Origin of the sequence: Enterobacter sp. ENT03 (assembly GCF_019218745.1) — a bacterium.
GTDB lineage: Bacteria > Pseudomonadota > Gammaproteobacteria > Enterobacterales > Enterobacteriaceae > Enterobacter_D.
Genome location: NZ_JAHUXA010000002.1, coordinates 89,108 through 103,772, shown reverse-complemented (window position 1 = coordinate 103,772; position 14,665 = coordinate 89,108). Strand labels below are relative to the sequence as shown.

General features: G+C 56.9%; 9 protein-coding genes. 1 reads left to right on the top strand and 8 read right to left on the bottom strand.

All coding sequences use genetic code 11. The annotated features are described in order from the left end of the window. Window positions 1-71: 71 nt before the first annotated feature. The 4 genes from pyrG to rlmD form a co-directional block, all read right to left on the bottom strand. The gene (pyrG, locus tag KW828_RS05415) at window positions 72-1,709 is read right to left on the bottom strand and encodes a glutamine hydrolyzing CTP synthase (RefSeq protein ID WP_129363400.1); all 1,638 of its coding nucleotides are present in this window, start codon (window positions 1,707-1,709) and stop codon (window positions 72-74) included. Window positions 1,710-1,936: 227 nt separating this feature from the next. Beyond that, entirely contained in the window at window positions 1,937-2,728 is a 792-nt protein-coding gene (gene mazG / locus KW828_RS05410; RefSeq protein ID WP_218335450.1) for a nucleoside triphosphate pyrophosphohydrolase, read from the bottom strand. A gap of 60 nt (window positions 2,729-2,788) precedes the next feature. Continuing rightward, on the bottom strand, window positions 2,789-5,032 hold the full coding sequence (relA, locus tag KW828_RS05405) for a GTP diphosphokinase (protein ID WP_088221453.1): 2,244 nt from the start codon (window positions 5,030-5,032) through the stop codon (window positions 2,789-2,791). Window positions 5,033-5,080: 48 nt separating this feature from the next. After that, complete coding sequence (gene rlmD, locus KW828_RS05400; RefSeq protein ID WP_218335449.1) at window positions 5,081-6,394, bottom strand: 23S rRNA (uracil(1939)-C(5))-methyltransferase RlmD; 1,314 nt, start codon at window positions 6,392-6,394, stop codon at window positions 5,081-5,083. A gap of 57 nt (window positions 6,395-6,451) precedes the next feature. Here rlmD and barA point away from each other — a divergent pair, with 57 nt between their 5' ends. Continuing rightward, window positions 6,452-9,226 carry a two-component sensor histidine kinase BarA gene (gene barA / locus KW828_RS05395; RefSeq protein ID WP_218335448.1) on the top strand — a complete coding sequence of 925 codons (2,775 nt, stop codon included), beginning with the start codon at window positions 6,452-6,454 and terminating at the stop codon, window positions 9,224-9,226. A 47-nt stretch (window positions 9,227-9,273) separates the two neighbouring features. On the opposite strand, the gene KW828_RS05390 is transcribed toward barA, so the two are convergent. The 4 genes from KW828_RS05390 to KW828_RS05375 all read right to left on the bottom strand — a co-directional run bounded on the left by KW828_RS05390 (window position 9,274) and on the right by KW828_RS05375 (window position 14,566). Next, window positions 9,274-10,425, bottom strand: coding sequence for a glycerate kinase (locus KW828_RS05390; protein ID WP_218335447.1), 1,152 nt, complete (start codon window positions 10,423-10,425; stop codon window positions 9,274-9,276). Window positions 10,426-10,514: 89 nt separating this feature from the next. Further along, window positions 10,515-11,849, bottom strand: coding sequence for a glucarate dehydratase (gene gudD / locus KW828_RS05385; RefSeq protein WP_218335446.1), 1,335 nt, complete (start codon window positions 11,847-11,849; stop codon window positions 10,515-10,517). Between the two features lie 21 nt (window positions 11,850-11,870). Beyond that, window positions 11,871-13,211: a glucarate dehydratase family protein gene (locus KW828_RS05380; protein WP_218335642.1), complete on the bottom strand. Its 1,341-nt coding sequence runs from the start codon at window positions 13,209-13,211 to the stop codon at window positions 11,871-11,873. Further along, window positions 13,211-14,566, bottom strand: a complete 1,356-nt coding sequence (locus tag KW828_RS05375) for an MFS transporter (protein ID WP_218335445.1) — start codon at window positions 14,564-14,566, stop codon at window positions 13,211-13,213. Before KW828_RS05375 ends, KW828_RS05380 begins: the two co-directional genes overlap by 1 nt. Between the last annotated feature and the right edge of the window lie 99 nt (window positions 14,567-14,665).

Here is a 14,665-nt window from a genome sequence, read left to right as displayed (position 1 = left end):
TCCTCAGTACAAGTTAAACTAAAACTCCAGACAAACAATGCACCCATCCGGGTGCATTGTCGTTCTAACTCTTACTTCGCCTGACGCTTCTGGAAATCGCTGGCGGCTTTCACAAAGCCTGCAAACAGCGGATGTCCATCACGCGGCGTTGAAGTAAATTCCGGGTGGAACTGACAGGCGACAAACCACGGATGGTTAGGCACCTCGATGATCTCAACTAACTGATCATCGCCGGAACGGCCTGCGACACGCAGACCCGCAGCTTCAATTTGTTTCAACAGCATATTGTTGACTTCATAGCGGTGACGGTGACGTTCAACAATGGTTGGCGTACCGTACAACTGACGAACCAGGCTGTCGTCATCCAGCTGGCACTGCTGCGCACCAAGACGCATCGTACCACCCAGGTCGCTCTTTTCAGTGCGGACTTCGACATTGCCATCTTCATCACGCCATTCGGTAATGAGCGCCACAACAGGGTACTTACAGTCTGGCACAAATTCCGTTGAGTTGGCGTTATCCATTCCCGCTACGTTGCGCGCAAACTCAATCAGCGCAACCTGCATACCCAGGCAAATACCCAGATAAGGAATATTATTTTCACGTGCGAAGCGTGCAGTGGCGATCTTGCCTTCAACGCCACGGTAACCGAAACCACCCGGGATGAGGATCGCGTCCAGACCTTTTAAGATCTCAACGCCGCGTGTTTCAACATCCTGCGAATCGATAAGCTTGATGTTGACGGTAACGCGATTTTTCAGGCCACCGTGTTTCAGCGCTTCGATCACCGATTTATAGGCATCCGGCAGTTCAATGTACTTGCCGACCATGCCAATGGTCACTTCGCCCGCTGGATTCGCTTCTTCGTAAATAACCTGTTCCCATTCAGAGAGATCCGCTTCCGGGCAGTTCAGGCTGAATCGTTTACAAATATAATCGTCCAGTCCCTGCGATTTCAACAGGCCCGGAATTTTATAAATCGAATCGACGTCTTTCAGAGAAATAACGGCTTTTTCTGGAACGTTACAGAACAAAGCAATTTTCGCACGTTCGTTGGCAGGAACCGCGCGATCTGAACGACAAATCAGAATATCCGGCTGGATACCGATGGAAAGCAGCTCTTTCACCGAGTGCTGTGTTGGTTTGGTTTTCACCTCACCCGCTGCCGCCATATACGGCACCAGCGTCAGGTGCATATACATGGTGTGTTCGCGGCCCACTTCAACGGCCATCTGGCGAATCGCTTCCAGGAACGGCAGCGACTCGATGTCACCGACCGTACCGCCGATTTCAACCAGCACCACGTCGTGGCCTTCGCCACCTTCGATGATGCGCTCTTTGATAGCGTTGGTGATGTGTGGAATAACCTGAACGGTCGCGCCCAGATAGTCGCCACGGCGCTCTTTACGCAGAACGTCGGAGTAGATACGACCGGTGGTGAAGTTGTTACGACGGCTCATCTTGGTGCGAATGAAGCGCTCGTAGTGGCCCAGGTCAAGATCGGTTTCAGCGCCGTCTTCTGTAACGAACACTTCCCCGTGCTGAATTGGGCTCATGGTACCCGGATCGACGTTGATATACGGATCCAGTTTCATCATGCTTACATTGAGGCCACGGGCTTCAAGAATGGCTGCCAGGGAGGCTGCGGCAATGCCTTTTCCCAGAGAGGATACGACCCCGCCGGTCACAAAAATATAGTTCGTTGTCATGCTGAACCTGAGAAGTTAGGTTTAAAAGACGATGGAATAACCAGGACGGGAAAGCAGTATACCGGAACAAGGCAATCGCCACAAACTTTCATTCTTCCTCCTCTTCCACAGGTTCTGACATTGATAAGGAGTGAGAAAATAGCCGCTTTTGGCTAAATGTTTTTGACGCAAATCAAGCGCTTGTTATTTAAAAAATCACACAAATCGCGCTTGATCTGCAAAACTCGTTAGAGATCAGATTCCTGCCGTTTTACCTGCTGCCAGACTTCTTCCATCGTTTCGAGATCAACGCCGGTCATGGTCAGCCCGCGGGACGCCACAATGCGCTCCACTTCCCGGAAACGTCGCTCAAATTTGAGGTTCGCTTTTTGCAGCGCCACTTCCGCTTTCACCCCTAGATGACGGGATAAATTCACCGTGGCGAACAGCAAATCGCCCATCTCTTCCTCCACCCGCGCCTGATCGACAACAGCCTGTTTCGCCTCATCCATCACTTCGTCGATCTCTTCGTAAACTTTTTCCAGTACCGGACCGATGGAGTTCCAGTCGAAGCCAACCGTGGCACAGCGTTTCTGAATTTTATGTGCGCGCATCAGTGCCGGGAAGCTGTGCGGAATATCGTCCAGCGCCGAGTGCTGCGCTTTTTCAGCGCGCTCTTCGTGCTTAATTTGCTCCCAGCGGGCTAACACTTCCGTGCTGTTGCCAGCGGTGGCATCGCCAAAAATATGCGGGTGGCGGCGCTCAAGCTTATCGCTAATGGCCGCGCAAATATCATTGAAGTCAAAACGCCCCTCTTCCTGCGCCATCTGGGCGTAAAACACCACCTGGAACAGCAGGTCGCCCAGCTCACCGCGCAAATCATCAAAGTCTTCCCGGGAAATCGCATCAAGCACTTCATAGGTTTCTTCGAGGGTGTAAGGCGCGATGGTGGCATAGGTCTGCTCTTTATCCCACGGACAGCCGTTTTCCGGGTCGCGCAGGCGTTGCATGATGCCCAGCAGGCGATCAATTTGAGTCATTGGAATATCCTGAAAAAAACAGGCCCGACAGCAACATGCCATCGGGCCGGAAAAGTAAAGTTAACCGCCGTGCAGGCGGCGCGCGTCGATCACATCCGGCACCTGATTCAGTTTGCCGAGGACGCGACCAAGCACCTGCAGATTGTAGATTTCGATGTTCATATCGATGGTCGCCAGCTGCTGTTTGGTGTCGCTGCGGCTCGCCACGCCCAGCACGTTGACCTTCTCATTGGCAAGAATGGTCGTGATGTCGCGCAACAGGCCGCTGCGATCGTTAGCCGTGACGCGCACCACCAGCGAATAGCCCGCCGAATAGCTTTCGCCCCATACCGCGTCGACAATGCGTTCCGGCGCGTGGGACTGCAACTCGGTCAGCTGATCGCAGTCGGCGCGGTGAATAGAAATACCGCGGCCCTGGGTGATGAAGCCGGTGATCTCGTCGCCGGGGATCGGCTGGCAGCAGCGGGCGATATGGTGCATCAGGTTACCGACGCCCTCCACCACTACGCGGCCTTTGTCTTTATTGGTGTTACGATGCGGCGGTGCCCAGGTTTTCTGCTGCAACTGCTTAAGCGCAGCGGCATCCTGCTCTTCGGCGCTCGGTTTATTGAACTGCGCCTGTAAGAAGTTAACCATCTGGTTAAGGCGAATATCGCCGCCGCCGATGGCCGCCAGCAGCTCTTCCACTTCGTTAAAGTTGTAGCGCGGCAGCAGCTGTTTTTCCGCCTCTTTCAGGCTGATCCCCAAATGTTCAAGCTCGTCATCGAGGATCTGCCGCCCGGCAAGAATGTTTTTATCGCGATCCTGTTTGCGGAACCAGTTATGGATCTTGGCGCGCCCACGGCTGGTGGTTACATAGCCAAGGTTCGGGTTCAGCCAGTCGCGGCTGGGGTTCGGCTGCTTCTGGGTGATGATCTCGATCTGATCGCCCATCTGTAGCTGATAGGTAAAGGGTACGATACGCCCGCCGATTTTCGCCCCGATGCAGCGATGACCGACATCACTGTGAATGTGGTAGGCAAAGTCGAGCGGCGTGGAGCCTGCCGGCAGATCGACCACATCGCCTTTTGGCGTAAACACGTAAACGCGGTCGTCGAACACCTGACTGCGCACTTCGTCGAGCATTTCGCCGGAATCGGCCATCTCTTCCTGCCAGGCGATAAGCTTACGCAGCCAGGCGATACGATCTTCATGGCCGGTTGCGCGCGCGCCGGTGGCGGCAGCGCCTTCTTTGTATTTCCAGTGCGCCGCCACGCCCAGTTCGGCATCTTCATGCATCTGGCGGGTACGGATCTGGATCTCAACGGTTTTACCGCCCGGCCCCAGCACGACAGTGTGAATAGACTGATAGCCGTTGGGTTTCGGGTTGGCAACGTAGTCGTCGAACTCGTCGGGCAGGTGGCGATAATGGGTGTGCACGATCCCAAGAGCCGCGTAGCAGTCCTGCAACCGCTCGGCCACAATGCGCACCGCGCGCACGTCAAACAGCTCGTCAAAGGCGAGCTGTTTTTTCTGCATTTTGCGCCAGATGCTGTAGATGTGCTTCGGGCGGCCATACACCTCCGCCTTCACGCCCTCGGTTTTCATTTCCGCGCGCAGGTGGCCGACGAATTCATCAATGTAATGTTCACGGTCGATACGGCGCTCATGCAGCAGTTTGGCGATGCGCTTGTATTCATCCGGATGCAGGTAGCGGAAGCAGTAGTCTTCCAGCTCCCATTTCAGTTGACCGATGCCTAACCGGTTCGCCAGCGGCGCATAGATGTTGGTGCACTCTTTCGCCGCCAGCACGCGTTCATCTTCCGGCGAGTCTTTCACTTCCCGCAGATGCGCCACGCGCTCGGCGAGTTTAATCACCACGCAGCGGAAATCGTCAACCATCGCCAGTAGCATACGGCGGACGTTATCCACCTGTTCAGAAGAGACGGAATCGTTATGCGCCGCTTTCAGCTGGCGAATGGCGGCCATATCGCGCACGCCGTGGATCAGATCGACAATGGCTTTGCCGACGCTTTCCTGCAGCACGTCTTCGCTGACCACGTTGGCGTCAGCCAGCGGGAACAGCAGCGCTGCACGCAGCGTTTCAATATCCATGCTTAACATGGAGAGGATTTCAACCATCTCGACGCCGCGCCACAGCAGCAGATCGGCGTCAGGATGGCCCTGGGTTTGTTGCAGGCAGTACGCCCAGGTTTCGGCTAAGCGGTCACACGAGGGCTGACTGGATATTCCCAGACTGGCGATCCATTTTTCTGAATCGAATTCTCCTGCCCGATTAAGATGTGCACTTCTTACCGCAACCATTGTCCTCTCCTTTCAGGGACGAAGCCTGTCGAATTCGACAAGCCGAAGTTAATTACCTGTGCTCACACTGCGTGCAAATAACACCATAGATTCCAGATGCCCAGTGTGCGGGAACATGTCCAGCATCGCCAGCCGCTGAATCTGGTACCCCGCATTTAATAATGCTTCACTGTCGCGGGCAAGCGTGGCCGGGTTACAGGAAACATAGACTACTTTTGACGGAGCAAGTTTTATAATGTGTGCCATCACGCCTGGCGCACCTGCGCGCGCCGGATCGAGCAGCACTTTGTCTATTCCGTGGCGCGCCCAGGGCTGCATCGTGACATCTTCTTCCAGGTTTTCATGAAAAAATGTCACATTGTGCAACGCATTCTGTTCGGCGTTCTGCCGGCCTTTTTCCACCAGCGCCTCGACACCTTCCACACCCACCACGCTCGCGGCGCGTGTTGCCAGCGGCAGGGTAAAATTGCCCATTCCGCAGAACAGATCCAGCACCCGATCGGTGGCGGTGATTTCCAGCCATGCCAGCGCTTTTGCCACCATCTGCTGATTAACGCCATCATTCACCTGAATGAAATCGCGCGGGCTGAAGGTTAAGCGCAGTCCACCCGACGTGTACCAGGGCGCTTCACCGGTGACGGGTTGCAGTATGTCGCTTTGTGGCGCAAGAAACAGCGCCACGTCCTCGGAATGCGAAAAGCGTTCCAGTTTTTCATGATCCTGCGCGCTTAACGGCGCGGTATGACGCAATACCAGCAGCGGGCCGTTGTCGGCCTGCACCAGTTCGACATGCCCGAGATGCTGCGGATTGTCCAGCGTCTGGAGGCAATTGCGCAATAATGGCAGCAGTGCCTCAAGACGGGGCACCAAAACCGGGCAACGCTTCACGTCGATGATTTCATTTGAACCGGCCTTGCGAAACCCCATTTCCAGTTGCTGGCTTTTGGCCGCCACGTTCAGGCTCAGACGGGCACGACGACGATAGCCCCAGGGCTTATCAGCAATCACCTCGTCCACGTCGCGCTTCATCATGCGCGCCAGCGCACTGCGTTTACTGCGCTGTTGCAGCTCCACGCTGGCGTGTTGCTGCTGACAGCCGCCGCAGACGCCAAAATGCGGGCACAGCGGCGTTTCCCGTTCCGGGCTATCGTTAAGACGACGCTTAACCTGCCCGCGGGCATACTGACGTTTGTCTTCCGTCAGAATGATTTCCGCCCGTTCGCCAGGCAACAGACCTGGAATAAACAGCGCTTTACCGTTGTGACGAGCCACGCCCTGACCAAAGGGATCGAGGTCGCTCACTTCAACAGTTATGATCTGACGCGTCGCCACGCGTCGTTTTGCAGAGTAGAATTGCGCCATTGCCGGGAATTTTCTCAATCAAACATAATTGCCCTAATTGTCCCATAACGGAACTCCATGACCAACTACAGCCTGCGCGCGCGCATGATGATTTTGATTCTGGCCCCTACCGTACTGATCGGTTTGTTGCTCAGCATCTTCTTTGTTGTCCATCGCTACAATGACTTACAGCGTCAGCTTGAAGATGCCGGTGCCAGTATTATCGAGCCGCTCGCCGTCTCCAGCGAATATGGCATGAACCTGCAAAACCGGGAGTCAATCGAGCAGCTTATCAGCGTGTTGCACCGCCGCCACTCAGACATCGTGCGGGCGATCTCCATCTATGATGAGCATAACAATCTGTTTGTTACCTCAAATTTTCATCTCGATCCGGACGAGCTAAAACTGTCGAAAGGCACGCCGTTTCCGCGCCGCTTAAGCGTGGTGCGCCACGGTGATTTTATGATCCTGCGCACGCCGATTATCTCAGAAAGGTATTCACCTGACGAATCTTCCACGGCGGATGCCAAGCAGGCGAACAATATGTTGGGCTATGTGGCGCTGGAACTGGATCTGCGTTCCGTACGGCTACAGCAGTACAAAGAGATCTTTGTTTCCAGCGTAATGATGCTGTTCTGTATCGGCATCGCCCTGATTTTCGGCTGGCGGCTGATGCGCGACGTGACCGGGCCGATCCGCAATATGGTGAATACCGTTGACCGTATACGTCGCGGCCAGCTGGACAGCCGCGTGGAAGGTTTCATGTTGGGCGAGCTGGATATGCTGAAAAACGGCATCAACTCGATGGCGATGTCGCTGGCGGCCTATCACGAAGAGATGCAGCACAATATCGATCAGGCCACTTCCGATCTACGGGAAACCCTCGAACAGATGGAGATCCAAAACGTCGAGCTGGATCTGGCGAAGAAGCGAGCGCAGGAAGCAGCGCGGATTAAATCCGAGTTTCTGGCGAATATGTCCCACGAGCTGCGCACCCCGCTTAACGGCGTGATCGGCTTTACGCGCCTGACGCTGAAATCCGAGCTGACGCCTACCCAAAAAGATCATCTGCACACCATTGAGCGCTCCGCCAATAATTTGCTGACCATCATCAACGATGTGCTTGATTTCTCGAAGCTTGAAGCAGGTAAGCTGATCCTTGAAAGCATTCCGTTCCCGCTGCGCAACGCGCTGGATGAAGTGGTCACGCTGCTGGCGCACTCCGCCCACGATAAGGGCCTTGAGCTGACGCTGAACATCAAGAACGACGTCCCGGACAACGTCATTGGCGATCCGCTGCGTTTGCAGCAGGTGATCACGAATCTGGTCGGCAACGCCATTAAGTTTACCGAAAACGGCAATATTGATGTGGTGGTGGAAAAACGCTCGATCAGTAATAACAAAGTGCAGATCGAGGTGCAGATCCGCGACACCGGCATCGGGATCCCTGAGCGCGATCAGTCGCGGCTCTTCCAGGCGTTCCGTCAGGCGGATGCCAGCATTTCCCGGCGTCATGGCGGTACCGGACTGGGGCTTGTGATCACGCAAAAACTGGTGAAAGAAATGGGCGGCGATATTTCCTTCCATAGCCAGCCGCAGCGCGGATCCACTTTCTGGTTCCATATCAATCTGGATCTTAATCCAAACGTCATTGGCGAAGGGCCATCAACCCTGTGCCTGGCCGGGAAACGGCTGGCCTATATTGAGCCGAACGCGGCGGCGGCGCAAAGCACGCTGGATTTACTCAGCAGCACGCCGCTGGAGGTGATCTACAGCCCGACGCTGTCAGGGCTGCCGGAGGATCATTACGATATTCTGCTGCTGGCGGTGCCGGTGACGTTGCAGGAGCCGCTGACCATGCAGCATACCCGGCTGGCGAAAGCGGCGCAGATGACCGACTTCCTGCTGCTGGCGCTGCCCTGCCATGCGCAAATCAATGCCGAGGATCTGAAACAAAATGGCGCGGCAGCCTGCCTGCTTAAACCGCTCACCGCGGCGCGACTGCTGCCCGCGCTGACGGAATATTGCCGCCTCAACCGCCGTGCGCCGCTGCTGCTGGAGAACGCCGACAAGCTGGCGATGAGCGTAATGGCCGTGGATGACAACCCAGCCAACCTGAAACTGATCGGCGCGCTGCTCGACGACCAGGTGCAGCAGGTGGAGCTGTGCGAAAGCGGGCAACAGGCCATCGACCGGGCGCGGCAGATGCAGTTTGATTTGATCCTGATGGATATTCAGATGCCGGAAATGGACGGCATTCGCGCCTGCGAGTTAATCCGTCAGTTGCCACACCAGCAGCAAACGCCGGTGGTGGCGGTCACCGCCCATGCCCTTGCCGATCAAAAAGAGAAGCTGTTCAGCGCTGGCATGAACGGCTATCTGGCGAAGCCGATTGAAGAAGATAAGTTACGCAGCCTGCTGTTGCGGTATCTGCCTGGCCCCGGCGTGAGCCAGTGGCTGATACCCCCTGAGCCGCAGCCGGTGGCTGAACCGGTGGAAACGCCAGTGAATCCCAACGTCACCCTCGACTGGCAGCTGGCGCTGCGCCAGGCTGCCGGAAAGACGGATCTGGCTCGCGAGATGTTGCAGATGCTGCTCGCCTTCCTGCCGGAGATCCGCAATAAAGTGGAAGAGCAACTGGTAGGTGAAGCGCCGGAGGGGCTGGTTGACGCCATTCATAAGCTGCACGGCAGCTGCGGCTATAGCGGTGTGCCACGGCTGAAAAACCTCTGCCATCTGATCGAGCATCAGTTACGCAGCGGAACGCCCGCCGCCGATCTGGAGCCGGAGCTCCTCGAACTGCTGGATGAGATGGATAACGTCGGGCGGGAAGCGAGTAAAATTCTGGGATAATACTCCCCCTCACCCCGGCCCTCTCCCGCAGGGAGAGGGAGACGTTGTCAGGCTGACGGCGGTAATCCCCGTCCGGCTTTTAACACTGCCGCGACGTTGCGCGCGGTCATGCGGACATTTTCACCGGCATTTTTCAGCGCATCGTCCAGCGAACAGATCGAGTAGATGACGCTGAATACGGCGTCCAGGCCGTGTTCATGCACGACCCCCACGTCTGCCGTCAGGCTGCCGGCGATACCAATCACCGGTTTATGGTACTTTTTCGCGACTTTCGCCACGCCGACCGGCACTTTGCCGTGCACGGTCTGGCTGTCAATACGCCCTTCGCCGGTGATCACCAGATCGGCATCAGCGACGTGCTCAGCCAGATGCAGCGCATCGGTAACGATCTCAATGCCGCGACGCAGTTCTGCGCCGCAAAAGGCATACAGTCCGGCTCCCATACCGCCCGCCGCCCCACCGCCCGCCAGCGTCAGCACGTCCACATCCAGATCGCGCTGAATGATTTTTGCATAGTGATGCAGCGCATTGTCGAGACGGGCGATCATCTCGTCTGTTGCGCCCTTTTGCGGGCCGAAAATCGCCGAGGCGCCATCGTCGCCGGTGAGCGGGTTGGTCACATCACAGGCCACTTCGATGCGGCAGGTTTTCAGACGCGGATCCAGTTCACTGACGTCGATCCGTGCCAGCGACGCCAGTTCGCCACCGCCCTGCCCCAGCGCGTTACCCTGCGCATTCAACAGCGTCGCGCCCAGTGCCTGTACCATTCCGGCACCGCCGTCATTGGTGGCGCTGCCGCCAAGCCCGATAATAATGTGTTTCACGCCCGCATCGAGGGCGTGACGGATCAGCTCGCCGGTGCCCCAGGATGTTGTTATTAATGGGTCGCGTTGTGCCGCAGGTACCAGCTCCAGACCGCTGGCGGCGGCCATTTCAATAAAAGCGCTCTGTTCATCGCCGGAAATACCATAAAAGCCCGCCACCGGCTCTCCGAGCGGGCCGGTAACGTTGACTTTCACTATCCTGCCGTGGGTGGCCGCCACCATCGCTTCTACCGTGCCTTCCCCGCCATCCGCCACCGGCAGTTTGACGTACTCCGCATCCGGGAAAATCTCTTTAAAACCGCGTTCTATCGCGGTAGCGACATCGAGCGCACTCAGGCTTTCCTTGTATGAGTCCGGTGCGATCACAATTTTCATATGCTGTCCTTAGGTATGTTGACTGCCAGTATTATCCGCCCGAATGAGCCGGGAAGATGCCGGTTCCCGCAAGAACCGGCGGGATTTCTTTAACGCACCATGCACGGGCGTTTATTATCAAACGTCCAGTTGGGGATCAGGTACTGCATGCCCATGGCATCGTCGCGCGCGCCCAGGCCGTGTTTCTGATACAGCTCGTGCGCCTTCATCACCTGGTCCATATCCAGTTCGACGCCCAGCCCCGGTGTGTTGGGGACCTGCACCATGCCGCCTTTAATTTCGAACGGCGCTTTGGTGATGCGCTGATTGCCTTCCTGCCAGATCCAGTGTGTATCAATGGCGGTAATTTTGCCCGGTGCTGCCGCCGCGACATGGGTAAACATCGCCAGCGAAACGTCGAAGTGGTTATTGGAGTGTGAGCCCCAGGTCAGGCCAAATTCATGACACATTTGCGCCACCCGCACTGAGCCTTGCATGGTCCAGAAGTGTGGATCCGCCAGCGGAATGTCCACCGACTGCAACGACAGCGTATGCCCCATCTGACGCCAGTCAGTGGCGATCATATTGGTGGCGGTCGGCAGGCCGGTGGCGCGACGGAATTCCGCCATGATTTCACGCCCGGAGAAGCCCTGCTCCGCACCGCACGGATCTTCGGCGTAGGCCAGCACGCCGCGCAGCTCTTTACCGATGGCAATGGCTTCATCCAGCGACCAGGCCCCGTTTGGATCGAGAGTGACGCGTGCCTGCGGGAAGCGTTTTGCCAGCGCGACAATCGCTTCAGCCTCTTCAAAACCGGCCAGCACGCCGCCTTTCAGTTTGAAATCGTTGAAGCCGTATTTTTCGTAGGCCGCTTCCGCCAGCCGCACGACGGCATCCGGCGTCATGGCCTCTTCGTGACGCACGCGATACCAGTCGCATTTCTCGTCCGGCTGGCTCTGGTACGGCAACGGCGTGCGTTTGCGATCGCCGACAAAGAACAGGTAGCCGAGCATTTCGACTTCGCTGCGCTGTTGCCCGTCGCCCAGTAGCGTAGCCACGTTAACGCCGAGGTGTTTGCCGAGCAGATCCAGCATCGCCGCTTCAATACCGGTCACCACGTGGATGGTGGTGCGCAGATCGAACGTTTGCAGCCCACGGCCACCGGCATCGCGATCCGCAAAGGCCTGGCGCACGGCGGTGAGGATATTTTTGTATTCGCCGACGGTTTTACCCACCACCAGCGCGGCGGCGTCTTCCAGCGTTGTGCGGATCTTCTCGCCGCCGGGGATTTCACCCACGCCAGTCTGTCCAGCGTTGTCTTTGATGATCACAATGTTGCGGGTGAAGAACGGCGCATGGGCACCGCTCAGATTCATCAGCATACTGTCGTAACCGGCAACCGGGATCACCTGCATGGAAGTAACAACGGGAGTAGTCGTGCTCATTCTGTCATCCTTTTAGTCTGATCAATGGCGTCCAAAGACGGGGCGTTTGCGATCAAACGTCCAGCCCGGGATGAGGTACTGCATAGGGCCGGCGTCATTACGCGCGCCGCCCGGCAAGGTTTTGTAGAGCGCATGGGCCTTCTCAATCTGGCCCCAGTCGATGTCCACGCCCAGTCCCGGCGCATCAGGGACGGCAATTTTGCCTGCTTTAATTTCCAACGGCTGTGTCGTCAGACGGGCATCGCCCTCCTGCCAGATCCAGTGGGTGTCGATTGCCGTTGGCGTACCCGGTGCGGCCGCGCCAACATGGGTAAACATCGCCAGCGAAATATCGAAATGGTTGTTGGAATGACAACCCCAGGTCAGCCCCCAGTCATCGCACAACTGCGCCACGCGCACCGCGCCGGACAGCGTCCAGAAGTGCGGATCCGCCAGCGGAATATCGACCGCATTGAGCATGACGGCGTGGCCCATTTCCCGCCAGTTGGTGGCGATCATATTGGTCGCGACCGGCAGACCGGTGGCGCGACGGAATTCCGCCATCACTTCGCGCCCTGAGAAGCCCTGCTCTGCGCCGCACGGATCTTCCGCGTAGGTCAGCACATCGTTCAGTCCCTTGCACAGGCGGATAGCCTCATCAAGCAGCCAGGCGCCATTGGGGTCCACCGTAATACGCGCATCCGGAAAACGTTTCTTGAGCGCACGTGCGGTGTCGATTTCCTGCTCGCCGGGCAGCACGCCGCCCTTGAGTTTGAAGTCTTTAAAGCCGTAGCGATCCTGAGCGGCCTGCGCCAGCTCCACGACCGCCTCGCTGGTCATCGCCTGCTGATGACGCAGGTGATACCACTCATGATTGCCCGGCGTGGCATCAAGGTACGGCAACGGCGTTTGCGTGCGGTCGCCGACGTAAAACAGATAGCCAAGCACGGTTACCGCATCGCGCTGTTTACCGGGGCCGAGCAGTTCACACACCGGCACGTTCAGCGCTTTGCCCAGTAGATCCAGCAGCGCCGCTTCCAGCGCGGCCACCGCATTGACGCGCAGTTCAAACGTCCATGCGCCTTTGCCGAAGGTGTCGAAATCCGCAGCCTGATTACCTTTATGTACCTGCTGAACGACCTTATTGAGACGGGCGACTTCCTGACCCACGACCTGCGGGATGGCATCCATCAGCGTCTGGTAAATCGTCTCCCCACCCGGCGCTTCACCGACACCAGTATTTCCGGCGTTATCGGTCAGCACCACGATGTTGCGAGTGAAATAAGCGTTATGTGCGCCGCCGATATTCATCAGCATACTGTCGTGTCCGGCAACCGGGATGACGCGCATGCTGGTGACCCGCGGGCTGGCTTGTGTATTCATCATTCTCGTCCTGTCACAGGTTTCAGTTCGACACGTTTGATGTCACCGACCAGCACCAGATAGCTCAGTACCGCCACCAGCGCATGGATACCGACGTAAATCAGCGCACCGTTAAAGGAGCCAGTGGTGCCGACGATATAACCGATGGCGATCGGCGTAACGATGCCGGAGACGTTGCCGAACATATTGAACAACCCACCGGAGAGGCCGCTGATCTCTTTGGGCGCGGTATCCGCCATCACCGCCCAGCCCAACGCGCCGATGCCTTTGCCGAAGAATGCCATCGCCATAAAGCCGATGATCATCCATTCCGTATCGACGTAGTTACAGAACACCATCACCATCGAGAGCATCATGCCGAGTACGATGGGCGTTTTACGGGCGATATTCAGCGAACCGGTACGGCGCATCAGCCAGTCGGAAATCACCCCGCCCAGCACGCCGCCAATGAACCCGCAGATCGCCGGTACTGAGGCGACAAAGCCCGCTTTCAGGATCGACATGCCGCGCGCCTGCACCAGATAAACCGGGAACCAGGTAATAAAGAAGTAAGTCAGGGCGTTAATACAGTATTGCCCCAGATAGATGCCGACCATCATGCGCGAGCCGATCAGCTGTTTGATCTGCCCCCATTTTTGACGCAGTGGCACATGCACTTTGGGGCCTTTCTGATCCATGTTGATCAGCCCGCCGCCTGCGGCGATGTACTCCAGCTCTTTTTTGTTTACGCCAGGATGTTCATTAGGTTCATGGATCACTTTCAGCCAGATGAAGCTGATCACAATTCCCAGACCGCCCATAAAGAAGAACACATGCGACCAGCCCACTTCATGGGTTAACCAGCCCATGATCGGCGCGAAGATCACCGTGGCGAAATACTGCGCGGAGTTAAAAATGGCGACGGCGGTGCCCCTCTCCTGTGCCGGGAACCAGGCGGCAACAATACGGCTGTTACCGGGAAAGGAGGGCGCTTCCGCAAGCCCGACCAGGAAGCGCAGGGTAAAGAGCGCGACGATGATGCCGAAACCGCTGAAAATATCGACGAAGCCCTGCAACAGGGTGAAGGCGGACCAGATAAAAATGGACCAGAAATAGACACGTTTGGATCCGAAACGGTCAAGCAGCCAGCCACCAGGGATCTGACCGATGACATAGGCCCATGAAAATGCGGAGAAAACATAACCCATTCCGATAGGATCAAGGCCAATATCTTTGGCCATTTCCGAACCGGCGATAGACAGCGTGGCGCGGTCACCGTAGTTGAAGGAGGTGACGATAAACAGCATCACCACTATCCAGTAACGGGCGTTGGTGCGCTTTTCCGCACTGCTCGCCGCGTGGCTTAATGAACTCATGGTTGTACTCCCGAAGCGTAGATGTTCGTTGCACGTATCCTGGCGGGACAGTTGTAGGGTGTTCCAGGATCATGCTGTTATGTTTTTTGCAGCGCCTCT

Excerpts from the sequence above, each read along its gene's own strand:
- KW828_RS05380 (WP_218335642.1), bottom strand. The coding sequence starts at position 13,211 with ATGAATACACAAGCCAGCCCGCGGGTCACCAGCATGCGCGTCATCCCG.
- relA (WP_088221453.1), bottom strand. The coding sequence starts at position 5,032 with ATGGTTGCGGTAAGAAGTGCACATCTTAATCGGGCAGGAGAATTCGAT.
- barA (WP_218335448.1), top strand. The coding sequence starts at position 6,452 with ATGACCAACTACAGCCTGCGCGCGCGCATGATGATTTTGATTCTGGCC.
- KW828_RS05375 (WP_218335445.1), bottom strand. The coding sequence starts at position 14,566 with ATGAGTTCATTAAGCCACGCGGCGAGCAGTGCGGAAAAGCGCACCAAC.
- rlmD (WP_218335449.1), bottom strand. The coding sequence starts at position 6,394 with ATGGCGCAATTCTACTCTGCAAAACGACGCGTGGCGACGCGTCAGATC.
- pyrG (WP_129363400.1), bottom strand. The coding sequence starts at position 1,709 with ATGACAACGAACTATATTTTTGTGACCGGCGGGGTCGTATCCTCTCTG.
- gudD (WP_218335446.1), bottom strand. The coding sequence starts at position 11,849 with ATGAGCACGACTACTCCCGTTGTTACTTCCATGCAGGTGATCCCGGTT.
- KW828_RS05390 (WP_218335447.1), bottom strand. The coding sequence starts at position 10,425 with ATGAAAATTGTGATCGCACCGGACTCATACAAGGAAAGCCTGAGTGCG.
- mazG (WP_218335450.1), bottom strand. The coding sequence starts at position 2,728 with ATGACTCAAATTGATCGCCTGCTGGGCATCATGCAACGCCTGCGCGAC.